General features: G+C 71.7%; 21 protein-coding genes. 15 read left to right on the top strand and 6 right to left on the bottom strand.

Annotated elements, in window-relative coordinates:
• Window positions 1-5: 5 nt before the first annotated feature.
• On the bottom strand, window positions 6-1,085 hold the full coding sequence (locus LL648_RS10850) for an FAD-binding oxidoreductase (protein ID WP_232662365.1): 1,080 nt from the start codon (window positions 1,083-1,085) through the stop codon (window positions 6-8).
• The gene (locus LL648_RS10855; protein WP_374112021.1) at window positions 1,082-2,536 is read right to left on the bottom strand and encodes an FAD-linked oxidase C-terminal domain-containing protein; all 1,455 of its coding nucleotides are present in this window, start codon (window positions 2,534-2,536) and stop codon (window positions 1,082-1,084) included. The genes LL648_RS10850 and LL648_RS10855 overlap by 4 nt, the downstream gene beginning before the upstream one ends.
• Before the next feature lie 131 nt (window positions 2,537-2,667).
• Here LL648_RS10855 and LL648_RS10860 point away from each other — a divergent pair, with 131 nt between their 5' ends.
• A complete protein-coding gene (locus LL648_RS10860; protein WP_232662366.1) occupies window positions 2,668-4,782 on the top strand; it encodes a malate synthase G in 2,115 nt (704 codons plus the stop codon).
• 149 nt (window positions 4,783-4,931) lie between these two features.
• On the opposite strand, the gene LL648_RS10865 is transcribed toward LL648_RS10860, so the two are convergent.
• From LL648_RS10865 to LL648_RS10875, 3 genes are read right to left on the bottom strand one after another with little or no spacing between them, the layout of a single operon-like run.
• Window positions 4,932-6,227 carry an ABC transporter substrate-binding protein gene (locus LL648_RS10865; RefSeq protein WP_232662367.1) on the bottom strand — a complete coding sequence of 432 codons (1,296 nt, stop codon included), beginning with the start codon at window positions 6,225-6,227 and terminating at the stop codon, window positions 4,932-4,934.
• Between the two features lie 9 nt (window positions 6,228-6,236).
• A complete protein-coding gene (locus LL648_RS10870; RefSeq protein WP_232662368.1) occupies window positions 6,237-7,061 on the bottom strand; it encodes a carbohydrate ABC transporter permease in 825 nt (274 codons plus the stop codon).
• Window positions 7,058-7,963: a carbohydrate ABC transporter permease gene (locus LL648_RS10875; RefSeq protein ID WP_232662369.1), complete on the bottom strand. Its 906-nt coding sequence runs from the start codon at window positions 7,961-7,963 to the stop codon at window positions 7,058-7,060. Before LL648_RS10875 ends, LL648_RS10870 begins: the two co-directional genes overlap by 4 nt.
• A gap of 347 nt (window positions 7,964-8,310) precedes the next feature.
• On the opposite strand from LL648_RS10875, the gene LL648_RS10880 reads away from it, so the two are divergent.
• The 12 genes from LL648_RS10880 (at window position 8,311) to LL648_RS10935 (ending at window position 18,309) form a co-directional block, all read left to right on the top strand.
• The gene (locus LL648_RS10880; RefSeq protein ID WP_232662370.1) at window positions 8,311-9,990 is read left to right on the top strand and encodes a sodium:solute symporter family protein; all 1,680 of its coding nucleotides are present in this window, start codon (window positions 8,311-8,313) and stop codon (window positions 9,988-9,990) included.
• Window positions 9,991-10,007: 17 nt separating this feature from the next.
• Window positions 10,008-10,253 (top strand): hypothetical protein, encoded by a 246-nt coding sequence (locus tag LL648_RS10885; protein ID WP_232662371.1) that lies wholly within the window; start codon window positions 10,008-10,010, stop codon window positions 10,251-10,253.
• Between the two features lie 249 nt (window positions 10,254-10,502).
• The gene (mbhE, locus tag LL648_RS10890; RefSeq protein ID WP_232662372.1) at window positions 10,503-12,806 is read left to right on the top strand and encodes a hydrogen gas-evolving membrane-bound hydrogenase subunit E; all 2,304 of its coding nucleotides are present in this window, start codon (window positions 10,503-10,505) and stop codon (window positions 12,804-12,806) included.
• Window positions 12,803-13,342 carry an MnhB domain-containing protein gene (locus tag LL648_RS10895; RefSeq protein WP_232662373.1) on the top strand — a complete coding sequence of 180 codons (540 nt, stop codon included), beginning with the start codon at window positions 12,803-12,805 and terminating at the stop codon, window positions 13,340-13,342. The genes mbhE and LL648_RS10895 overlap by 4 nt, the downstream gene beginning before the upstream one ends.
• On the top strand, window positions 13,342-13,767 hold the full coding sequence (locus LL648_RS10900; protein ID WP_232662705.1) for a Na(+)/H(+) antiporter subunit C: 426 nt from the start codon (window positions 13,342-13,344) through the stop codon (window positions 13,765-13,767). The genes LL648_RS10895 and LL648_RS10900 overlap by 1 nt, the downstream gene beginning before the upstream one ends.
• 112 nt (window positions 13,768-13,879) lie before the next feature.
• Window positions 13,880-15,412 carry a Na+/H+ antiporter subunit D gene (locus LL648_RS10905; protein WP_232662374.1) on the top strand — a complete coding sequence of 511 codons (1,533 nt, stop codon included), beginning with the start codon at window positions 13,880-13,882 and terminating at the stop codon, window positions 15,410-15,412.
• The gene (locus tag LL648_RS10910; protein WP_232662375.1) at window positions 15,409-15,945 is read left to right on the top strand and encodes a Na+/H+ antiporter subunit E; all 537 of its coding nucleotides are present in this window, start codon (window positions 15,409-15,411) and stop codon (window positions 15,943-15,945) included. Before LL648_RS10905 ends, LL648_RS10910 begins: the two co-directional genes overlap by 4 nt.
• Complete coding sequence (locus LL648_RS10915; protein WP_232662376.1) at window positions 15,942-16,208, top strand: monovalent cation/H+ antiporter complex subunit F; 267 nt, start codon at window positions 15,942-15,944, stop codon at window positions 16,206-16,208. Before LL648_RS10910 ends, LL648_RS10915 begins: the two co-directional genes overlap by 4 nt.
• Complete coding sequence (mnhG, locus tag LL648_RS10920) at window positions 16,205-16,537, top strand: monovalent cation/H(+) antiporter subunit G (RefSeq protein ID WP_232662377.1); 333 nt, start codon at window positions 16,205-16,207, stop codon at window positions 16,535-16,537. The genes LL648_RS10915 and mnhG overlap by 4 nt, the downstream gene beginning before the upstream one ends.
• A 125-nt stretch (window positions 16,538-16,662) precedes the next feature.
• Entirely contained in the window at window positions 16,663-17,184 is a 522-nt protein-coding gene (locus LL648_RS10925; protein WP_232662378.1) for a gamma carbonic anhydrase family protein, read from the top strand.
• A complete protein-coding gene (locus tag LL648_RS10930) occupies window positions 17,181-17,861 on the top strand; it encodes a uracil-DNA glycosylase (RefSeq protein WP_232662706.1) in 681 nt (226 codons plus the stop codon). Before LL648_RS10925 ends, LL648_RS10930 begins: the two co-directional genes overlap by 4 nt.
• A 298-nt stretch (window positions 17,862-18,159) precedes the next feature.
• Window positions 18,160-18,309: a hypothetical protein gene (locus tag LL648_RS10935; protein WP_232662379.1), complete on the top strand. Its 150-nt coding sequence runs from the start codon at window positions 18,160-18,162 to the stop codon at window positions 18,307-18,309.
• A gap of 328 nt (window positions 18,310-18,637) precedes the next feature.
• Here the strand turns inward: LL648_RS10935 and rpmB are convergent, their stop codons facing one another.
• On the bottom strand, window positions 18,638-18,829 hold the full coding sequence (rpmB, locus tag LL648_RS10940; RefSeq protein ID WP_219419272.1) for a 50S ribosomal protein L28: 192 nt from the start codon (window positions 18,827-18,829) through the stop codon (window positions 18,638-18,640).
• Between the two features lie 118 nt (window positions 18,830-18,947).
• Between rpmB and LL648_RS10945 the strand changes: the two genes are divergently transcribed.
• Together LL648_RS10945 and recG are read left to right on the top strand one after the other, a co-directional pair.
• Entirely contained in the window at window positions 18,948-20,591 is a 1,644-nt protein-coding gene (locus LL648_RS10945; protein WP_232662380.1) for a DAK2 domain-containing protein, read from the top strand.
• The gene (gene recG, locus LL648_RS10950) at window positions 20,588-22,795 is read left to right on the top strand and encodes an ATP-dependent DNA helicase RecG (RefSeq protein WP_232662381.1); all 2,208 of its coding nucleotides are present in this window, start codon (window positions 20,588-20,590) and stop codon (window positions 22,793-22,795) included. The genes LL648_RS10945 and recG overlap by 4 nt, the downstream gene beginning before the upstream one ends.
• Window positions 22,796-22,900: the final 105 nt, after the last annotated feature.

The following is a 22,900-nucleotide window of genomic DNA, read 5'->3' on the forward strand; positions in this document are numbered from 1 at the left end:
CACGGTCACATCCACGGTGCGAAGCGTCCGGGGCCGAACCGGCCCTTCGGGTCGAGCTCTGCCTTGATCGCCCTGAGCACGCCGAGCGCCGACGGCGGCGGTCCCCACGCCGGCGCGTCGGTGCCCGCGGGCCGGGCGCGCAGCGCCGATGTGCCGCCCATCTCGTGGACCAGCCGGTGCGCTTCGGCGACCGCATCGGGCTCGACGGTCACGGTGGCGACTCCCGTGCCGAGCCCGGCGGTCGTCGTCGAGACCCGAGGCAGCGCGCCGAGCAGCTCGGGCAGCCGCGAGGGCAGTACCCCGACCCGGATCGACGCGCGGCCGTCAGCCCCTCGCACGAGCGCGGCGTGCCGCTCCCAGATGTCCGGCTCCGCCGTGCTGCCGCCGACGGCCGCCCGCAGCCGCTCCACGCGGGCCGGAAGCGCCCGCTCGGTGCCGTCCACCTTGATCAGCAGCGTGCCCTCGGCCCACTCCAGCGCCGCGGGCTCGTACGGGCCGCCGAGCACGACGGCCGCAAGCTCGGCGGCCTCGGGCAGCGTGCACGCGACGGAGAGCGTGGCCGTGCTCTCCGGGACCGGGTGCAGCCGCAGCACGACCTCGGCGATCACGGCGAGGGTGCCGTACGAGCCGTGCACGAGCTTGGCCAGGTCGTACCCGGCCACGTTCTTGATCACGTGCCCGCCGCTGCTGGCGACCGTGCCGTCGGCGAGCACGAGCGTCACGCCGATCACGAGGTCGCGCAACGACCCGTGGACGAGGGCCGCGGGGCCGGCGTCGGCGGTGGCGAACAGCCCGCCGACCGTTGCGCCTCCGGCGACCCGCGCCGCGTCGAACGCGACGTGCTGACCGTGCGGCGCCAGCTCGGCGGCCAGCTCGCGCAACGGCGTGCCGGCACGCACGGAGACCGTCATGTCGCCGGGGTTGTGCGCGATCACGCCGCGCATGCCCGTCGTGTCGAGCACGGCGTCGACGGGTTCGAGCGCGCCGCCCCAGCCCGCGGCGGTGCCGGCGCCGGCGACGGCGAGCCGGCCGCTCGTGTCGAGCACGGCCGTGCGGAGCGTGCGCAGGTCAGTGGGTGCGTTCACAGGCGCTCGATCACTCCCGACTCCTCCAGCGGATGCGGCTTGTACTTGCCGGGCCGTTCCCCGCACAGCCGCGGTGTCGGCAGCACCTTGCCCGGGTTGCACAGCCCGCGCGGGTCGAACGCGCCGCGCACGCGCCGCATGACCGCGAGGTCGTCCTCGGTGAACATCTTCGGCATCGAGCACGCCTTGTCGGTGCCGATGCCGTGCTCGCCCGAGAGCGAACCACCCATCTCGACGCACAGCTCGGCGATCTCGCCGGAGAGCTTCTCGGCCCGTTCCGTCTCGCCGGCGGCCGCGCTGTAGAGCACCAGCGGGTGCAGGTTCCCGTCGCCCGCGTGGAAGACGTTCGCGACACGCAGCCCGGCGTCGGCGCCCATGCCGGCGATGCGGTCGAGCACCTCGGCGAGGCGCGTGCGCGGCACCACGCCGTCCTGCACGAAGTAGTCGGGGCTGATCCGCCCGACTGCGGCGAACGCGGCCTTGCGCCCCCGCCAGATCGCCGCGCGCTCCTCCGGCGAGCCCGCGATGTGCAGGCGCGTGCAGCCGTGCCGCTCGCAGATCTGCTTGACCTGCTCGAACTGGACGTCGCACTCCTCGGTGGGCCCGTCCAGCTCGACGACGAGCGCGGCCGGCACCCCGACCGTGTAGCCGGCGTGCACCGCTTCCTCCGCCGCCTCGATGGCGAGCGTGTCCATCATCTCGACGGCGGCGGGCACGATCCCGGCGGCGACGACGTCGGACACGACGTCACCCGCGGCCGCGATGCTGGGGAAGTCGGCGAGCAGCGTGCGCACCGACTCCGGCGTCCGCAGCAGCCGCACGGTGATCTTCGTGGTGATCCCGAGGGTGCCCTCCGAGCCGAGGAACGTGCCGCGCAGGTCGGGCCCGAGCTGCTCGCCGGTGTCGGAACCGAGCGTGACGACCGACCCGTCGGCCAGCACGACCTCCACCGACAGCACGTGGTTGGTGGTGAACCCGTACTTCAGGCAGTGCGCGCCGCCGGAGTTCTCCGCGACGTTGCCGCCGATCGTGCAGACCTGCTGGCTGGACGGGTCGGGCGCGTAGTAGAGCCCGTGCGGCGCGGCCGCCTTGGTGATCTCCAGGTTGGTGACGCCCGGCTCGACGACCGCCCTGCGGTTGACCGGGTCGACCTCCAGCACGCGCTTGAGCCGCGCGAGGCTGATCACCACACCGTCGGCGACGGGCAGCGCGCCACCGGAGAGGCCGGTGCCGGCACCGCGGGCGACGAACGGGATGCCGTGCTCGGCGCAGACCCGCACCGCGCTGGCCACCTGCTCGGCGGTGCGGGGGAGCAGCACGAGGTCGGGGATCACCCGGTAGCCGGTGAGGCCGTCGCACTCGTAGGCGCGGCAGCGCACCGGGTCGCTGATCACGTCCTGCGGGGACAGCGTGTACTCGAACTCCCGCCGCACCGCGTAGCTCAGGCCCACCGGGGAAGCCTACGTCGAGGTGGCAGCGCACGCGATATCACGGGTTCCACAATACGGAAGCTGCACTCCGAATGATAGAATCCGGGCCGCCTTCAGATGTCGACTTCATGGAGAGATGGGATGGTGGCCGGGTGACCCCGCAACTGCAGATCGAGCCGACGCTGCGGGCGTTCGTCGCCGACGAGCTGCTCCCCGGTCTCGACATCGAGCCCGAGACGTTCTGGTCGACCTTGGTGGCGCTGCAGGAGCGCTTCGGCGCCCGGACCCGCGAGTTGCTCGCCCGTCGTGACGAGCTCCAGGCGCGGATCGACGAGTGGCACCGCGAGCACGGAGGCGGCGACCCCGAGAGCTATGCAGCCTTTCTCACCGAGATCGGCTACCTGGAGCCGGTCGCCGAGCCGCAGGTGCGCGTCGACCGGGTCGACGCCGAGATCGCCGAGGTCGCGGGCCCGCAGCTGGTGGTGCCCGCCACCGTCCCGCGCTACGCGCTCAACGCCGCCAACGCGCGATGGGGCTCATTGTTCGACGCCCTCTACGGCACCGACGTGCTGCCGCTGGAGCACAAGCTCGCCTCCGGGTACGACGAGCGCCGCGGCGCGCAGGTGATCGAGGAGGCCGACCGCCTGCTCGATGAGCTGTTCCCGCTTATGTCGGGCAGCCACGCCGACGCCACCGCCTACACCGTGCACAACGGCAGGCTGGTGGTGCTGACCGGCACCGGCGAGTCGGGCCTCGTCGACCCGGCGCAGTTCGCCGGCCACGCCGATGGCGCGATCCTGCTGCGTCGCAACCGCCTGCACGTCGAGCTGACGATCGACCCCGACCATCGGGTAGGGCGCCAGCACCACGCCGGGCTCGCCGATGTCGTGCTCGAATCGGCCGTCACGACCATCGTCGACCTCGAGGACTCCGTCGCCACCGTCGACGGGCCCGACAAGGTCGTCGGCTACCGCACGTGGCTCGGCCTGATGACCGGCGCCCTCACCGCGACGTTCCAGAAGGGCGGCGAGACCGTCGAGCGCAGGGTGCACGGCGACCGCGAGTACACCGGCGCCGACGGCGCCGCGCTCACGCTGCCGGGACGCTCGCTGCTGCTGGTGCGCAACGTCGGGCACCACATGGACACCGACGCCGTCACCATCGACGGCGCACCGGTCGGGGAGGGTGTGCTCGACGCGCTGGTCAGCGCCGTCGCAGCGCTGCACGAGCTGCGCGGGCTCGGCAGCCACTCCAACTCGCGGGCCGGCAGCGTCTACATCGTCAAGCCGAAGCAGCACGGCTCGGCCGAGGTCGCGTTGACCGTCGAGCTGTTCGCCGCTGTCGAGCAGGCGCTCGGCATCGAGGAGAACACGCTCAAGATCGGCATCATGGACGAGGAGAAGCGCACCTCGCTCAACCTGGAGGTGTGCATCGCCGCCGCGGAGCACCGCGTGATCTTCGTGAACACCGGGTTCCTCGACCGCACCGGCGACGAGATCCACACCGACTTCCTCGCCGGCCCCGTCGTGCGCAAGGACGACATGAAGTCGACGCCGTGGCTGCTCGGCTACGAGGACCGCAACGTCGACGTCGCGCTGCGCGCCGGGTTCGCCGGGCAGGCGCAGATCGGCAAGGGCATGTGGGCGAAGCCCGCCGCCATGGCCGACATGCTGGAGCAGAAGGGTGCTCAGCCGGAGGCCGGTGCGAACTGCGCGTGGGTGCCGTCGCCGACCGCCGCGACCCTGCACGCGCTGCACTACCTGCGCACCGACGTCCAGGCGCGGCAGCGGGCGCTGGTCGGGCGCGACACCGACCGGGCCGAGCTGCTGAAGGTCCCGCTGCTCACCTCGACGCTCTCCGACGAGGACAAGCGCCACGAGCTGGAGACCAACGCGCAGTCGATCCTCGGGTACGTCGTGCGCTGGGTCGGGCTGGGCATCGGGTGCTCCACGGTCCCCGACCTCGCCGGCGTCGGGCTCATGGAGGACCGCGCCACCCTGCGCATCTCCAGCCAGCTGATCGCCAACTGGCTGCACCACGGGGTCGTCGACGAGCCGACGGTCCGCGAGACGTTCGCCAGGATGGCCGCGCTGGTGGACGACCAGAACGCCGAGGAGCCCGGCTACCGGCCGATGGCGAAGGACCTGGAGACGAGTGAGTCGTTCCAGGCCGCGCTCGACCTGGTGTTCACGGGCCGCACGGAACCCAACGGCTACACCGAACGCGCCCTGACGCAGTGGCGGCGCAAGGCGAAGTCCACCGCCTGACCCGACCGCCGGCCGAACTTCCCCACCGTTTTGCCAACCTGCACACCCTCGGGGGTCTGCAAGTTGGCAAAACGGTGGGCAAGTTCCCATCGTTTTGGGCACTTGCGCGCTCCGCGGGCGCGCATCCACCCAAAACGGTGGGGAAGTCGTCAGCCGGCGACCTGCTTCCAGCCGTCCGCGAGCTGGGTGCGGAGGGTGGGGAGGTCGATCTGGTTCGCCAGGTAGCGCTGCAGGGCGGGCGTGGCGATCTGGTCCTTCCACTGCGGGTACTTGGTGACCGTCTGGAACGGCGCAGTCACCAGGTTGTCAGCCCCGGCGAGCGTGGCGCCCCAGCCGTCCTTGCCGCCGGTCGCGGTGGTGACGGCGTCGCGCGCCGCGGCCGAGGTCGGGATGAGCCACTCGCCCTGCGCGACGGCGGCGAGGTTCTGCGCCTGCATGTAATGGTCGATGAACGCCGCGGCCTGCGCGACGTTCGGGCTGTCCGCGGGGACCGACAGCGTCTGCGGGTTCGCGGCCTGGTTCGCCGACGTCCCGGCGAGCGGCGGGAGCACCGTCCACGAGAACCCGGGCGGCGCACCTTCCTTGATCTGCTGCGCGATGAAGCTGCCCGCGACGATCATCGCGTAGCGGCCGCCGAGGAACGCCTTCACCACGTCTGTGCCGCTCTGCGTGAGCGAGGTCGGGTCGAGCGAGCCGTCGGTGAACGCCATCTGGTGGATCCGGCGCGGCACCTCGAGCTCGGCGTCGCCGATCACGACGTCGGCGGTGTCGCCGCTGCCGGTGAAGAACTTCGCGTCGAAGTTCGGCCCGAGCCCGACGACCGTCGCCGTCGGCTGGCGCAGCCCCCAGCCCAGCCCCTTCGCGGACGGGGTCGTGGCCTGCTTGGCCGCGGCGGCGAGCGCGTCCCACGTCAACGTCGGGCCGGTCGGCAGCGCCACCCCGGCCTGCTGCAGCAAGGCGGTGTTCGCGAACACGACGTAGGTCTGCAGGAGTGTCGGCGCCGCGACCGTCTTGCCGTCGACAGTCACGGCGTCCCAGACGCCCTGCGGCACCGCGGCGCGGGTGGCCGCCGGGATGTGCGGGGCGAGATCGGCGAGGTAGCCCTGCCGCGCGAAGCCGGCGATGTCGGCCGACTCGTCGTGGATGACGTCCGGTGCCGTGCCGCCCTGGAACTGCGTCACCAGCTGGTCGTGCACTGCGTCCCAGCTGCCCTGCGAGAGGTTCACCGTGATGTCGGGGTGTGCGGCGTTCCAGTCGTCGACGATCTTCTTGGTCGCCGCGACGCTCGGTTCCTGGAACGCGAGGCTCTGGAACGTCAGCGTGACGGGCCCGGTTGCGGGCCCCTGCTCGTCGTCGATCGGGGTGGTGGCGCACGCCCCGAGCAGCGCGGCCGCACCCAGCACGGCCACCCCCTGCATCGCCACAGCGAGCCGGCGTCCTTGCATGGTCGTCTCCTATCCCTTGACCGCCCCGCTGAGCAGCCCCGACGTCAGCCGGCGCTGCACAGCGGCGAAGAACAACAGGCTCGGCACGATCGCGAGCAGGGCGCCTGCGGCGAGCGCGCCGAGCTGCACCTGCCCCTCCGCGCCGACGAACCGCGCGAGCATGAGCGGCAGCGTCTCCTTGGTGTCGCTCTGGATCAGCACGAGCGCGAAGAAGAACTCGTTCCACGACGAGATGAGCGTGAACATCGCCGTCGCGACGAGCCCCGGCGCGAGCAGCGGCGCCATGATGCTCCACAGCACCCGCCACCGGCCGGCGCCGTCCATCACGCCGGCCTCTTCGACGTCGCGCGGGATCGCGGCGATGTAGCCCTGCAGCATCCACAGCGCGAACGGCAGCGCGTAGACGGCGTGCACGACGGTGAGCCCGACGAGGCTGTCGTTGAGCCGCACCTGCCGCAGGATCAGGAACAGCGGGATCACCACGAGGATCACCGGGAACACCTGGCTGACCAGCACCCACCCGTTCGCGACGACCTTCAGGCGCGTGCGGAAGCAGGCCAGCCCGTACGCCGCGGGCAGCGCCATGACCAGCACCAGCACGGTCGCGCCGAGCGCCACCCGCGCGCTGTTCCACGCCGCGCCGGCGAGGTTCCGGCGCTGGAGCACGTCGACGAAGTTATCCAGGGTCGGCGCCCCCGGCAGCAGCCCGGACCCGGCCCTGGCCAGCTCCGCCGGCGTCGTGAACGCGGTGGAGAGCAGCCACAGCAGCGGGAACGCGAGGAACACGAGATAGGCGAGCAGCGCGACGTACTGCCCCGCCCGGCGCGCGGTCATGCCTGCCTCCGCAGCTGCGAGCGCAGGTAGAACAGCAAGAATCCGACGATCAGCACCACCATCACGTTGCCCATCGCGGCGGCGTAGCCGAAGTTGCCGTAGCGGAACGCCTCGTTGTAGGCGAAGAGCATCGGCAGCATCGTCTGCCCGCCCGGCCCGCCCGCGGTGAGCACGTAGACCAGCCCGAACGAGTTGAACGCCCAGATGAAGTCGAGCGTCGTGACGGCCACCGCGACCGGCCGCAGCCCAGGCAGGGTGACGTGCCAGAACCGGCGCCACGTCCCCGCGCCGTCGACGGCGGCAGCCTCGTGCAGCGAGGCGTCGATCGACTGCAGCCCGGCCAGCAGGGTGATCGTCGTCTGCGGCATGCCGGCCCACACCCCGACGACGATCACCGCGGGCAGCGCCGTGCTGAACTCGCCGAGCCAGTTGACGTTGCCCGCCATGCCGTAGTTGGGGTTGAGCAGCAGCTTCCACATGATCGCGATGACCACCGGCGGCATGGCCCACGGGATCAGCGCGAGGGTCCGCGCGAGCCAGCGCAGCCGCAGGTCGAGGTCCAGCAGCATGGCCAGCCCCAGCCCGGCGACGAACTGCAGGACGGTCACCGAGAACGCCCAGATCAGCCCGATCCGGAACGACGACCAGAACAGCTCGTTGCCGAGCAGCGCCGCGTAGTTGTCCAGTCCGGTGAAGCTGGTGACGACGTTGCGTCCGGCGCGGCTGTCGGTGAAGCCCAGGTAGAGGCCCTGCAGCAGGGGGTAGACGCTGAAGAGCGCGACGGGCAGCAGGGCGGGCAGGAGCAGCGGCCACGCGTCCCGATCGCCGCGTCGGCGCGGCCTGCGTGCTGGTGGCGGTGCGTCCGGGCGGCCGCCGGTGATCGTCTCGACCGAGCTGGTCACGGTGCCACCGAGCAGCCCACTCGCGACCCCCCGCCGTCGGATGGCCCATCCGCCGGCCGGGAAGGGCCCCGCGACGATGGCACGTCGCAGGTCCACGGGCAAGGGGGCGGCCGACGTTCCCGGCACCCCCGACCCGCCCTGGGCTACGCGGGGGAGGTGGGCGCGTTGGGAGGGCAGGAAAGCCACTTTCCTGCCCTGTGAGGGCCGGAAAGTGGCTTTCCTGCCCTTGCGTGCGGATCGCACGTATCCCGCCCAGCGCCAGCCGAACGTGTCGCCGCCAGCTGTGGCGCGGTCCGCGCGACTGGCGAATGATTCGCAGGCCGGTGCGGATGGGTGGAGGGGCCTCGATGACGCTGCTTGCGCAAACCGATCTGCGGCTGGACACGACCTTCGTGGACTACGTGTTCGTCGCGTTCTACTTCCTGCTGGTGCTGGGCATCGGCGTCATGGCTCGCCGGTCCATCTCGTCCAGCCTGGACTTCCTGCTCTCCGGTCGCGCGCTGCCCGCGTGGGTCACCGGGATCGCGTTCATCTCGGCGAACCTGGGCGCGATCGAGCTGATCGGCATGACCGCGAACGGCGCCCAGTACGGCGTGCCGACCGTGCACTACTACTGGATCGGCGCCATCCCGGCGATGGTGTTCCTCGGCATCGTGATGATGCCCTTCTACTACGGCAGCAAGGCCCGCAGCGTCCCGGAGTTCCTCCGCAAGCGCTTCAACACCACCACCCAGCGGGTCAACGCGCTGACGTTCGCGCTGGCGTCGGTGCTGATCGCAGGGGTCAACCTGTTCGCGCTCGGGCTGGTCATGGAGGCGCTGCTCGGCTGGTCGCTGCAGGTCGCGATCCCGATCGCGGCGCTGGTGGTGCTCAGCTACACGTTCCTCGGCGGCCTGTCCGCCGCGATCTACAACGAGGTGCTGCAGTTCTTCGTGATCCTCGCGCTGCTCATCCCGCTCACCGTCGCGGGGCTCGCGCGGGTCGGCGGCTGGGCGGGGCTCCAGGAGAAGATCACCGCGGTGGGCGGGGCCGAGCAGCTGTCGTCGTGGCCGGGCACGTCGCTGACGGAGATCGCGAACCCGTTCCTCTCCGTGCTCGGCATCGTGTTCGGGCTCGGCTTCGTGCTCTCGTTCGGCTACTGGACGACGAACTTCGCCGAGGTGCAGCGCGCGCTCTCGGCGAAGAGCATGTCGGCCGCCCGGCGCACGCCGATCATCGGTGCCTTCCCGAAGGCGCTCATCCCGATCGTCATCGTGATCCCCGGCATGGTCGCCGGCGTGCTGGTGCCGCAGCTGACCACGCTCAAGACCGGCGGCCAGTCCGACGTCACCTACAACAACGCGCTGTCGCTGCTGATGGGCGAGGTGCTGCCGAACGGCGTGCTGGGAGTCGCGCTCGCCGGCCTGCTCGCCGCGTTCATGGCTGGCATGGCGGCCAACGTCAGCTCGCTCAACACCGTCTTCACCTACGACATCTGGCAGGACTGGATCCGGCCCGGTAGGGACGACCGCTACTACCTGCAGGTCGGCCGGGCGGTCACGGTGATCGGCTGCCTGCTCGCGATCGGCACGGCGTTCCTCGCCGGCAGCTACCAAAACCTGATGGACTACATCCAGGCGCTGTTCAGCTTCTTCAACGCCCCGCTCTTCGCGATCTTCATCCTGGGCCTGTTCTGGAAGCGGATGACCGGCCACGCCGGCTGGACGGGCCTGATCTCCGGCACGATCGCGGCCGTCACCGTCGACGTGCTGGTGCGCTCGGGGGTGCTCGCGCTATCCAGTCAGGCAGGCAGCTTCGTCGGCGCGAGCGCCGCGTTCGTCGTCGGCATCGTCGTTGCGGTGATCGTCTCGATGGTCACCGCACCCAAGCCCGACGCCGAGCTGGTCGGGCTGGTGTGGGCGCTGACCTCGAAGGAGGACCGCAGCCACTCGACCACCGGTGAGGATGCCGGTTGGTACCGCTCGCCCGCGCTGCTCGGCGGGCTGGTGCTGCTGTTGACCGTCGGCCTCTACCTGGTCGTCCCGTGAGCGCGGAAGGAGAACGGATGTCCGAGCAACCGGAAGAGGTGTCGAGCTCCGCCGCCGCGCTGTTCGACCTGCGCACCGTGATCGCCTTGCTGTTCGGCGTCTACGGCATCGTGCTGACGTTGCTGGGGCTGTTCGACAACGATCCCCGCCAACTGGAGAAGTCGGCGGGGATCGACATGAACCTTTGGACGGGGATCGGGATGCTCGTCATCGCGGTGGTCTTCCTGGCGTGGGTCCGCCTGCGGCCACCGGCGACGAGCTGAGGGTCAGCGCTCGCGCGACGGGGTCGGGAAGCGCGGGTTGAAGGCCGTCAGCGTCCAGTCGTCGATACGACGGAGTGCGCGGCGGATGCGGGCTGCCATGGCTGGCCTCCTGTTCTCTCGGGTCACGCAAGGTATAGCGAAAGGATCATCTGGATCGTTCCAGGAACGTGGCGTGAGCCTGCTCACCTGCGGAAATCGATAGGGTCGGGTTTGTCCTGATCTCGCTCCAGCCGACGAAACGGGAGATGCGTGCTGGCACTCGTCGTCGCCCACCTCGCGATCGCTGTGCTGCTCCCGCTCGTGTCAGCACGCTCGACGCGTGCCGCGTTCCTGGTCGCGGCGCTGCCCCCGGCGGCGGCGTTCGGGTGGGCGCTCACGCAGATCGGTCATGCGCTGGACGGCGGCGTCGCCAGCACGACGGCGTGGGCCCCGGCGCTGGGCCTGGAGCTGAGCTTCCGGCTCGACGCGCTGGCGCTCGCGATGATCGTGCTCGTCTCCGGTGTCGGTGCCGTGATCATCGTCTACTGCGCGGGCTACTTCGAGCGACGTGCGGAGGAGGCACCGCGGTCGGCGGCCCTGCTGCTCGCCTTCGCGGGCGCGATGCTCGGGCTGGTCCTCGCCGACGACCTGTTCACGCTGTACGTGTTCTGGGAGCTCACGTCCGTCACGTCGTTCCTGCTCGTCGGACAGAGCGGCGAGGGTCGCGCGAGCCGGCGGGCCGCCGTGCAGGCGTTGCTCGTGACCGTCTTCGGCGGGCTGGCCATGCTGCTCGGGTTCGTGCTGCTCGGCGAGGCCGCCGGGACGTACCGGATCTCGGAGATCCTCGCCGACCCGCCCGCCGGCGGGCTCGTGCCGCTCGCGCTGGTGCTGATCCTGCTGGGAGCCTTCACCAAGTCGGCGCAGCTGCCGTTCCACCCGTGGCTGCCGGCCGCCATGGTGGCGCCGACGCCTGTCAGCGCCTACCTGCACGCGGCCTCGATGGTGAAGGCGGGCGTGTACCTCGTCGCGCGGCTGTCGCCGGGATTCGCGGACCTCGCGGTCTGGTGGGTGCCGTGTGTCGTGTTCGGCGCGGCGACGATGCTGCTCGGCGGGTGGCGCGCGCTGCACGAGACCGACCTCAAACGGCTGCTCGCCTTCGGCACGGTCAGCCAGCTCGGGTTCCTCATGGCGCTGATGGGCGCGGGCGGGCGCACCGCGGCGCTGGCCGGTGTGACGATGCTGCTTGCGCACGGCCTGTTCAAGGCGCCGCTCTTCCTCGTGGTCGGCACCGTCGACCGGTCGGCCGGGACGCGTGACGTCCGCAAGCTGTCCGGGTTGCGCAAGGTACTGCCCGGCACCGCGATCACGGCGGCGCTCGCCGCGGCGTCGATGGCGGGGATCCCACCGCTGCTGGGCTTCGTCGGCAAGGAAGCGGCGTTCGCGGCGTTCCTCGACGACGGCCGGTGGCCGGTAGCCCTCGCGCTGCTGGCCGGCTCGGTGCTCACCGTCGCCTACACCGCGCGGTTCCTGTGGGGCGCGTTCGCGAGCAAGCCGGGCGTGGAGCCGTCGACGGTGCGCGCGCCCGGTTTGCTGCTGACCGTCCCGTCGTGGGTGTGCGCGCTGGCCGGTCTCGCGCTGGGGATCGGGTACCCGCTGGTCGAGGCGATCGGCGAGGGGTACGTCGGGCCCGGCGGCTACCACCTCGCGCTGTGGCACGGGCTCGGGCTGCCGCTGCTGTTCTCGGCGGTCGCACTGGCCGGCGGCCTGCTCCTGCACCGCTTCCGGGCAGTGCTGCGGCCGCTCGGCGCAGGCCCGTTCGACGCCCAGCGCGGCTACGAAGGGGTGATCGCCGGGATCGGGCGGGCGGCAGTGGTCGTCACCGGTCGGCTGCAGCTGGGCTCGCTGCCGTTCTACCTCGGCGCGATCCTCGTGACCGTCATCGTGCTGCCGGGGACGGCCGCGTTGCTGGCCGGCGGGTGGCCCACGGACCAGCCGCTCTTCCACGTGATCATGCAGGTGCCGCTCGGCCTGGCCGTGATCGTCGCGGCGCTGGCCGTCGTGAAGGCGCGGCGGCGGTTCACCGCTGTGCTGCTCGTCGGCGTGATCGGGTACGGCGTCGGCGGGCTGTTCATCGTCGACGGCGCCCCTGACCTCGCGCTCGCGCAGTTCCTCGTCGAGACGCTCTCGCTGGTCGTGTTCGTGTTCGTGCTGCGCAGGCTGCCGGCGAACTTCACCGAGGAGTCGCCGCGGCGGCGCGTGATCGTGCCGAAGGCGGTCGTCGCGGCGCTCGGGGGGATCACCGTGGCGGGCATCGGCGTGCTGCTCTCCGCCGCGCGCAGCGGACCGGCCGCGGCCAGCGCCCAGTTCTTCGAGCTGGCGCCCTCCGGCGCGGGTGCCGACAACGTCATCAGCGCGATCATCGTCGACTTCCGCGCCCTCGACACCGTCGGCGAGATCGGCGTGCTGTTCATCGCGGCCGCGGGCGTCGCGAGCCTCGTGCTGGCCACGCGGCACGACCGCCGCTCGAAGACCGGGCAGGGGACCCCCGAGCACGAGGAGGAGGTGCGCGGATGACGCAGCAGGAGGATCCGACGCCCTTCGAGTCGTGGGACCGGCCCCGGCAGGCCTGGCTGCTCTCGGGCGACTGCCGCGGCGTCCGGCAGCGGACGCTGCTGCTGGAGATGACGACGCGGGCGCTCTTCCCGACCGTGCTGGTGTTCTCGCTCTACCTGCTGCTCGTCGGGCACTACGGGCCGGGCGGCGGGTTCGCGGCGGGGCTGGTGGCCGGGCTCGCGTTCGTGCTGCGCTACATCGCCGGTGGCAGCGAGGACCTGGGCGCGGTGGTGCGGATCCGGCCGCCGGTGCTGGTCGGGACCGGGCTCGCGGTGGCGCTGCTGGTCGCGGTGGTGCCGCTCGCGTTCGGCCTGCCCGTGCTCTCCAGCGCGAAGTGGGCGCTCGACGTGCCGCTGCTCGGCACGATCGCCGTGCAGACCAGCCTGTTCCTCGACGTCGGGGTCTACCTGCTGATCATCGGGGTGGTGATCGACCTGCTCCGCTCGCTCGGCTCGGGCATCGAACGCGACATGCGCGAGGAGGGCGAGCAGGCGTGATCACCATCAACCTGGCGATGGCGCTCGTCGTCGCCGTGCTCTACTCCGTCGGCTTCTACCTGCTGCTGCAGCGGTCGCTCATGCGTGTGCTGATCGGGGTGGTCGTGCTCGGACACGGCACGAACCTGCTGCTGCAGCTCGTCGGCGGGCCGCCCGGCCGGGCGCCGATCGTCGGGGAGGTGCCGGCGGGTGCGCTCGTCGCCGACCCGCTGCCGCAGGCGCTGGCGCTGACCGCCGTCGTGATCACCTTCGCGCTGACGACGTTCCTGCTCGCGCTGGGCTACCGCTCGTTCGTGCTGGTCGGGCACGACGAGGTGCAGGACGACGTCGAGGACCGCCGCATCGCCAGCCAGGAGGTCCCCGCCGGCGGCCTGGACGACCCGGCCGACGACTTGGCCCCCACAAGCGAGGGGAGCGACAAATGACCCCCTCGACACCCACCCCAGGGGTTGCCAGGAAAGCCACTTTCCTGGCGCCTGCGGACAGGAAAGTGGCTTTCCTGGCACACCGGCGGAGCCGGGGGACGTCGTGAGTGCGATGAGCGCGCTACTGGCGCTTCCCGTCCTGCTGCCCATGCTGGGCGCCGCGTTGACCGTGCTCGCCGGGCGGTCGGCGGCGTTGCAGCGCGCGATCGGCATCGTCACGCTGACGGCCGTCGCGGTGATCGCCGCCGTGCTGCTCGTCAACGCCGACGCGGGCGGTCCGATCGTCGCGGAGCTGGGCGGTTGGGCGCCGCCGGTCGGGATCGCGCTCGTCGCCGACCGGCTCTCCGCGTTGCTGCTGCTGGTCTCGACGCTCGTGACGCTCGCGGTGCTGGTCTACGCGATCGACCAGCGGATCGTCGACTACGGCCGCGGCGCCGCGAGCACGACGTTCCACCCGATGTACCTGATGCTGTGCGCCGGGGTGTCGCTCGCGTACCTCACCGGCGACCTGTTCACGCTGTTCGTCGCGTTCGAGCTGATGCTGACGGCGTCCTACGTGCTGATCACGCGCCGCACCAGCGCGATCCGGATCAGGGCGAGCATGACGTACGTGACGGTCAGCCTCATGTCGTCGCTGCTGTTCCTGACCGCGATCGCGATGGTCTACGCGGCGACGGGCACGGTGAACCTCGCCGACATCGCCGGCCGGATCGACACGGTGCCGCCCGGGCTGCGGACCGTGCTCGGGCTGATGCTGCTCGTGGTGTTCGGGATCAAGGCGGCGATCGTGCCGCTGCACTTCTGGCTGCCCGACAGCTACCCCAACGCGCCGGGTCCCGTGGCCGCGCTCTTCGCCGGCCTCCTGACCAAGGTCAGCTTCTACGCGCTGCTGCGCACCCAGACGCTCCTGTTCAGCCGCGAGGAGCCGTGGACGCTCATGCTCGTGCTGGCCGTCGCGACGATGCTCGTCGGCGCGCTCGGTGCGCTCGCCCAGAACGACATCAACCGGCTGCTGTCGTTCCTGCTGGTCAGCCACATCGGGTTCATGCTCTTCGGGCTGGCGGTCTTCGACGCCGCCAGCGTCTCCGGCGCGGCCCTGTACGCGGCGCACCACATCACGGTGCTGGCGACGCTGTTCCTCGTCAGCGGTCTGATCACCAGGCGGACGGGAACGGTGGCGCTCGACCAGATGGGCGGGCTGGCCAAGGTCTCACCCGCCCTCGCCGCGCTCTTCGCGATCCCGGCGATGACGCTCGCCGGGCTGCCGCCGACCGCGGGATTCGTCGCCAAGCTGGCGCTCCTGCAGGCCGGTGTTGCGGCAGGGCCGTGGCCGACGGTGGTGGCGGGCGTTGTCGTCGTGGCCAGCCTGCTCACCCTCTACGCGCTGGTCAGGGTGTGGGTGCGGGTGTTCTGGGGCGAGCCGAAGCCGCCCATCCCCGACGACGACCCGGACGACGAGGTGATCGTCGGGACCGCGCGGACGTCCGTCCCGATGTACACCGCAACGGCCGGGCTGGTGGCCGTGAGCCTCGCGATCGCCGTCTTCGCGGGGCCGCTCAGCGAGGTCACCGGCCGCGCGGGCACCGATCTGCTGGACGGCGGCCCGTACCGGTCGGCGGTGCTCGGCGCCGAGGGGGAGCGATGATCCGCAGGCTGGCCGGCGTCCTCTGGCTGACGATCGTCTGGGTGTTGCTGTGGGGCACGTTCACGCCGCTCACGATCGTCGGCGGCGTGGTCGTCGCGGTGCTCGTCATGGTGGTCTTCCGCCAGCCGCTCGTGCCGGAAAGGCTGCATATCAGGCCGCTGCACCTGCTGGCGCTCTTCGCGTACCTGATCTACGACCTCGTCGTCTCGGCCGCCGAGGTGAGCTGGGAGACGCTGCGCCGCGGCCCGGCTGCGCGGGGAGCGATCGTCGAGGTGCCGCTGCTCTCGACGTCGGACCGGGTGGTCACGGTGATGGCGAATGCGCTCTCGCTCTCCCCGGGGACGATGGCGCTGCAGATCGACCACGACCACGGCGTCTGGTACGTCTACGCGCTCGGGCCGCGCGACCGCGCCGGTGTCGAGCGGGCCCGGATGCGGACGCTGAAGATGCAGCGCAAGGTGCTCGCCGCGCTGGGCTCCGCCGACGAACGCGCGGAGGCCGACCGGCTGATCGCGGCGGGGGAGGCCCGATGACCGTCGTCTTCACGATCGTCCTCGTGATGCTCACCGCCGCCGGTGCGCTCACGATCGTGCGGCTGCTGCGCGGGCCCGACACCCTCGACCGCATCGCCGCGCTCGACGTGCTGGTCGTGCTCGTCGTCGCGGCCGCGGCCGTCTACATCGCGATCTTCCAGGACGGCTCGAACATCCCGCTGCTCGCGGCCGTTGCGCTGGTCGGGTTCGTCGGCTCGGCGACCGCGGCGCGCCTGGCCGAGCGCAGGCGGAGGCACCGATGATCCGCGACGTCATCTCGTCGGTGTTCCTGCTGGTCGGGGCGCTGTCGTGCCTGCTGGGCGCGGTTGGGCTGGTTCGTCTCCCTGACCTGCCCTCGCGGTTGCAGGCCGCGACGAAGCCGCAGACGTTGGGGCTGCTGCTCGTGCTGGCCGGCGCGGCGGTGCGCCTGGAGCTGGAGAGCGCCGTGACGCTCGTGCTCGTCGGGCTCTTCCAGGTGATCACGGCGCCGGTGATCGCGCAGCTCGTCGGGCGCTCGGCCTACCGCAGCGGCGCCGTGCGCCAGGACCTGCTCGTCGTCGACGAGCTGGCCGAGAAGATGCCGGACGACTGACCAACTTCCCCACCGTTTTGCCAACCTGCAGACCCCCAGGGGTCTGCAAGTAGGCAAAACGGTGGGGAACTTTCGGGGTGGACCGTCGGCCGGGTGGTGGGGCGGGTCACCTCTATGCTGCCGCGGTGCCTCTCTACGCGCTGGGTGATGTCGAGCCCGACATCCATCCCGACGCCTACGTCCACCCGGATGCCGTGGTGATCGGCAACGTCACGGTCGGCGCGGAGAGCACGGTGTGGCCGTGCGCGGTGCTGCGTGGGGACAACGGGCGGATCGAGATCGGGCCCCGCTCGAGCGTGCAGGACGGCACGGTCATCCACTGCACCGAGAACCAGCCGACGATCATCGGGGCGGAGGTGACGGTCGGGCACAACGTCCACATCGAGGGCGCGACGGTCGGCGACCGCGCGCTGATCTCGTCCGGCTCGGTGGTGCTGAACGGCTCCGAGGTCGGGGAGGGCGCGGTGGTCGCCGCGGGCGCCGTCGTCTCCCCGAACACGAAGATCCCGGCCCGGCGCATGGCGCTCGGCGTGCCGGCCCGGGTCCGTGAGGACCACGAGGTGCCGGAGGGCGCCTTCGACTACGCGGTGCAGAGCTACATCCAGCGCGGGAAGCGGTTCCGCGCCGAACTCCGGAGGTTGTCCTGATGGCGCGCCCGTTGGAAGAGGTCGTCGAGGCGGGGTGGGCGCGGGCGCTTGCGCCGGTCGCACCGCGGATCGCCGAAATGGGGGAGTTCCTCCGCACCGAAATGGCGGCCGGGCGTCGCTACCTCCCCGCGGGTGCGAACGTCCTGCGCGCCTTCACCCAGCCGTTCGACGGCGTGCGCGTGCTGATCGTGGGGCAGGACCCGTACCCGACGCCGGGGCACGCGATCGGGCTCTCGTTCTCGGTGTCGCCGGAGACCCGCCCGGTCCCGCGGTCGCTCGCGAACATCTTCAAGGAGTACACGGCCGACCTCGGCCACCCCGCACCGTCGACGGGTGACCTGACGCCGTGGGCCGAGCAGGGTGTGCTGCTGCTCAACAGGGTGCTGACGGTCGCGCCCGGCGCCCCCGCGTCGCACCGCGACAAGGGCTGGGAGGCCGTCACCGAGCAGGCGATCAAGGCGTTGGTGGCCCGCGACAGCGAGCCGCTCGTCGCGATCCTGTGGGGCCGTGATGCCCGCAACCTCGTGCCGCTGCTCGTCGACGTGCCGTGCATCGAGTCGGCCCACCCCAGCCCCATGTCGGCCGACCGCGGGTTCTTCGGCTCCAAGCCCTTCAGTCGAGCCAACGCGCTGCTCGAGGAGCTGGGTGGCGAGCCTGTTGACTGGAAGCTGCCCTAGTAAGCCTCGTCGACGTTCCACACCTCGGGTGTGCTCCTGACAACCAGGGCACCACCGGAACACCACCTCGTGGGTGAAGCCGGACGGCCGCCCGAGCTCCACGCCATCCAAAGCGCGCGCGACGTCCGGCCAGGTGATGAGGTCAGGGCAGTACCCCGTGGACTGGTTGCTGACCTCGCTCACCGCCCACCGGCCTGCGTCGCGCTCGAAACGCATCTCGCCGGCACTCAGCACCGGCTCGCCGCCCGCACAAGCGACGTGCTCGCTACGCCGAGGTGCGAGCCGGAGAACTCCACCCGTGTCGATCACGAAGGTGAACGGCTCGGCCAGCTCCGCCGCCGATCGCTCAGCGGCCCAGCTGCCGAACTCGGCCGCGGAGCTGATCCGGGATCCGGCGCCTCGGTGGACCGCGGTGTTCATCAGCTCCGTCGGCCCGACGTATCAGTAGCTCCGCCCCCGAACACTCACGCCGGCCAAACTAGGGCACCGGGTCGGTGAACGAACGGCACTTTCGTCCACTAGGGATGGACGAAAGTGCCGTTCGTTCACTTCCGGCCCGGTGTGTGGGCCGCTGCGAGGGGCGGCCACCTGCTCCGCGTGCGTGTGGAGGGCAGGAAAGCCACTTTCCTGCCCCCACAGGGTCTGAAAGTGGCTTTCCTGCCCTTGCGCGCGGAACGCACACGTCCCAGCCCCACCACGGATTCTCATCCCTCGTCCGCGACGTGGAAACACAAAACGGCGCCCCGCTCGAGCGGGACGCCGTCAGGTGGGTGCGCTCAGGCGCGGGCGACCTTGCCTGCCTTCAGGCAGGAGGTGCACACGTTGAGGCGCTGGCGGTTGCCACCGCCGATGCGGGCCCGAACGGTCTGGATGTTCGGGTTCCAGCGGCGGTGGGTACGGCGGTGCGAGTGCGAGACGGACATGCCGAAGCCCGGACCCTTGCCGCAGACGTCGCAGACGGCAGCCACGTCGGACACTCCTCGGGTAGACGAACAAGCGGTAGCCGGGGTTGTCCCCGGGCGCGAGAGTCAAGGATACCTGCGGCGTCCGGCGGGCCGCACACCACCCGGTCGCTACCCTCCCGCTGTGCCTTCGACGTTGGACGCAGCGCTGCTCACCGCATGGGCCAACGCCGCGGCGGAGGCGCTCGCGCGGCACTCCGGCGAGGTCGACCGGATCAACGTCTTCCCGGTGCCCGACGGCGACACCGGGACGAACCTGCTGCTCACGATGCGCGCGGCGGTGGACGCCGTGCGCCGTGGCATGCGCGAGGACGGCACAGCGGACGCCGGGACGGCCGAGGTGGCGGTCACGCTCGCCCGCGGAGCGCTGACGGGTGCGCGCGGCAACTCTGGGGTGATCCTCTCGCAGGTCCTGCGCGGGATCGCTGAATCGGTGACCGCCCATGCCGAGGCCGGGTCGGGCGCCGCCGTGTTCGCCGACGCGCTCGCGCGGGCGTCGACGCTCGCGAGCGCCGCGATCTCCCGGCCCCGTCACGGGACGGTGCTCACGGTGCTGGCGGCGGCCGCCGAAGTGGCGTCGGCCCGGCGTTCCGGCGACCTCGTCGACGCCGCCGTCGCGGCCGCCGATGCAGCGGCGGTCGCGGTGCGCGCGACCACGGCCCAGCTGCCGGAGCTGGCGCGGGCGGGTGTCGTCGACGCGGGCGGGCTCGGCCTCTACCTCGTGCTCGACGCGCTCGCCTGCCTGCTGAGCGGGCGGCCGGGCGTCGAGGCGCTCCCGATCGGCGGCAGCGCCCGCCCGCTCGCCCGCGGCCGTGACGCGCTGACCGCCGAGCGCGAGGGCGGCTCGCTGCAATTCGACTACGAGGTCATGTACCTGCTCGACGCCGACGAGGCGGCCGTCGAGGTGCTGCGCGGTGAGCTGGAGGCGCTGGGCGACTGCGTTGCCGTCGTCGGCGACGGGAGCGGGCTGTGGAACGTCCACGTGCACTGCCTCGACGTCGGTGCGGCGATCGAGGCCGGCATGGCTGCAGGCCGGCCGCACCGCATCACCGTGATCCGGTTCACCGACCAGATCGCGGAAGGGGCTACTGGCGATCGCTTCTCCCGGCCACGGGCCGTGCTCATGGTCGTGACCGGTGGTGAGGTGGCCGAGCTCGCCCGCGAGGCGGGCGCCGACGTGCTGGAACGCGAGGCGGACTTGCCCATCGGCGACGCCGAACTGGCCGCAGCGCTCGCCGGGACCCGCGCCCGCCACGTCGTGCTGATGCCCGGCCACACCGAGCTGACCGCGACCGCGGAGCGGGCCGCCGCGGTCGCGCGCCGCGACGGTCAGGAGGTGCTGGTGCTGCCGACCGCGTCGGTGCTGCAGGGCCTCTCCGCGCTGGCGGTGCACGACCCGCAGCGACGTCCTGCCGACGACGTCGTCGCGATGGCGGAGGCGGCGGCCGGCACCCGGACGGCCGCGCTGCTGGTCGCCGAGTCGGAGGCGCTGACGTGGGTGGGCCGCTGCGAACCCGGTGACGTGCTCGGACTGTTCGACGGCGAGGTCGTGCTGATCGCCCCTGATCTTCCTGTCGGTGCGTTGTGGTTGGCTCACCGTATGTTGCTGGCAGGTGGTGAGCTGGTCACCGCGTTGCTCGGCGAGGAAGTGGACGAGGCGCTCGGCGAGGGGCTGGCGGCCGAGCTGCGCCGCACCCACCCCGAGGTCGACGTCGTGGTGCATCGTGGCGGGCAGCGCGACTTCCCGCTCGTGTTGGGGGTGGAATGAGCGCCGAGCCGGACATCGATCTGCTCTCGCCGCTGCAACCGATCATCGGCAAGCGCGCGGCCGATGCGCTCTCCGCGCAGCTCGAGATCAACACGGTCGGCGAGCTCGTGCGCCACTACCCGCGCAAGTACGTCGACCGGGGCAAGCTCACCGACATCGCGGGCCTGGAGATCGGCGAGCACGCCACGCTCGTCGCGCAGGTGGAGAAGGCGGTGCTGCGCGACATGCGCGCGCGACGCGGCAAGCTGCTTGCCGTCGTCATCCGCGACGAGAAGGGCGCGCAGCTCGACTGCACGTTCTTCAACGGGCACAAGGTGCAGCACCTCATCCACCCGGGCGTCCGGGCGGTGTTCTCCGGCAAGGTCGGGGTGTTCAACCGGAAGCTGCAGCTCACCCACCCGCAGTTCGAGCCGCTCGACGAGACCGACGAGATCCGCCCGTTCATCTCGGTCTACCCGGCGACGGCCAAGATCACCTCCCAGGAGATCGCACGCTGCGTGCGGCAGGTGCTGGACATGCTCGACGACCCGAGCGACCCGTTGCCGGCCGAGCTGCGCCGCGCGGAGGGGCTCGCCGAGCTGGGCAGGGCGTTGCGGCGGATCCACGTGCCGGAGAGCGAGGCCGATTTCCACGCGGCGCGCAACCGGCTCGTCTGGGACGAGGCGATCGGCGTCCAGCTCGCCCTGGCGCTGCGCCGCCACGCGACGTCGTCCCGGCCGGCAGCGCCGTGCCCGCTGCGCCCCGGCGGGCTGGTGGCGGAGTTCGACGAGCGGCTGCCGTTCACGCTCACCGAGGGGCAGCGGGCCGTCGGCACCGAGATCGCCGCCGACCTCGAGCGCACCCACCCGATGAACCGGCTCGTCCAAGGCGATGTCGGCGCAGGCAAGACCGTCATCGCGCTGCGGGCGATGCTGCAGGTCGTCGACGCCGGCCGGCAGGCCGCGCTGCTGGCGCCGACCGAGGTGCTCGCTGCGCAGCACGCCCGCTCGCTACGAAATCTCCTCGGGCCGCTGGGGCAGGCCGGCGAGCTCGGCGCGGCCGAGCGCGCCACGAGCGTCACGCTGCTCACCGGCTCGATGGGCACCAAGGCCAAGCGCAAGGCGCTGCTCGACGCGCAGTCCGGCGAGGCCGGGATCGTTGTCGGCACCCACGCGCTCATCCAGGACCACGTCGGGTTCGCCGACCTCGGCATGGTCGTCGTCGACGAGCAGCACCGCTTCGGTGTCGAGCAGCGCGACGCGTTGCGCGGGCGCGGGGAGCTGGCGCCGCACATGCTGGTCATGACCGCCACCCCGATCCCGCGGACCGTCGCCATGACCGTCTACGGCGATCTGGAGATCTCCGCGCTGCGTGAGCTGCCTGGCGGCCGCTCGCCGATCGCGACCACCGTCGTGCCGCTGGCGGAGAAGCCCAGCTGGTTCGAGCGCGTGTGGCGGCGGGTGCGCGAGGAGGTGGCGCAGGGCCACCAGGCGTACGTGGTGTGCCCGCGGGTCGGCGGCGACACCGGGAAGGCCGACCCCGACGCCGACCTCGTCGACACCGACGACCCCGACATCGGCGCCGATTCCGACGAGGGCACGGCCCGCCGGCCGCCGCTCGCGGTGCTGGAGGTCGCCCCGAAGCTCGCGGAGGGCGCGCTGGAGGGGCTCCGGCTCGGGGTGCTGCACGGCAAGCTCCCGCCCGACGAGAAGGACACCGTGATGCGGGCCTTCGAACGCGGCGAGCTCGACGTGCTCGTGGCCACCACCGTGATCGAGGTCGGGGTGGACGTGCCCAACTCCACCGGCATGGTCATCCTCGACGCCGACCGGTTCGGCCTGTCCCAGCTCCACCAGCTGCGCGGGCGCGTCGGGCGCGGGTCGGCGCCGGGGGTCTGCCTGCTGGTCACCGACATGCCCGCAGCAACGACCGCCCGGGAGCGGCTCGACGCCGTCGCCGGCACCACCGACGGGTTCGAGCTGGCCCGGCTCGACCTGGAGCTGCGGCGCGAAGGCGACGTGCTGGGCGCGATGCAGTCGGGCCGGCGTTCCGGGCTGAAGCTGCTCTCGCTCCTGCGCCACGAGGAGATCATCGCGAAGGCACAGGTCTACTCGGCCGACATCGTCGCCCACGACCCCGAGCTGCGCGGCCACCCCGGGCTCGCCGCGCTGGTCGGCGAGGTGGTGGGCGACGAGGAACGCGCCGCCTACCTCGACAAGGTCTGAGGGCGCCGCACCTGGCGCGATGCATGCGCAACGCACGCGTCGCATGCGGTGGCCGCGGGGAGGGCAGGAAAGCCACTTTCCTGCCCTGTGAGGGCCGGAAAGTGG

Origin of the sequence: Pseudonocardia sp. TRM90224 (genome assembly GCF_021245725.1) — a bacterium.
GTDB lineage: Bacteria > Actinomycetota > Actinomycetes > Mycobacteriales > Pseudonocardiaceae > Pseudonocardia.